Below are 256 nucleotides of genomic sequence, written 5' to 3'. Positions count from 1 at the left end.
TCGGCATGGGAACGGGTGTGACCTTCTCGCCATCGTCACCAGACTATTTAATTAAAGAGAGATCTTTTGCTTTCGCAAAAATCTTTGTTCCCTCAAAACTAGATAATGTTTGTAAGAAGTAAAGTAAGTTGAGTATCTAAGTTTTTTCGCGTTAGCGAAAATAACTTTCATTAATTGGTTAAGTCCTCGATCGATTAGTATCAGTCAGCTCCACACGTCACCGCGCTTCCACCTCTGACCTATCAACCTGATCATC

At 40.6% G+C, this 256-nt stretch carries 1 rRNA gene; it reads right to left on the bottom strand.

Going from position 1 to position 256, the window contains the following annotated elements:
- Positions 1–174: 174 nt before the first annotated feature.
- Positions 175–256 (bottom strand): 23S ribosomal RNA (locus M3182_RS25935); the annotation flags it as partial.

It is taken from the genome of Mesobacillus maritimus (genome assembly GCF_023715205.1).
GTDB classification, from domain to species: Bacteria; Bacillota; Bacilli; order Bacillales; family Cytobacillaceae; genus Mesobacillus_B; species Mesobacillus_B maritimus_C.
Note: the sequence above shows the minus strand (reverse complement) of the source record. Positions and strands in the feature narration are given on the sequence as shown.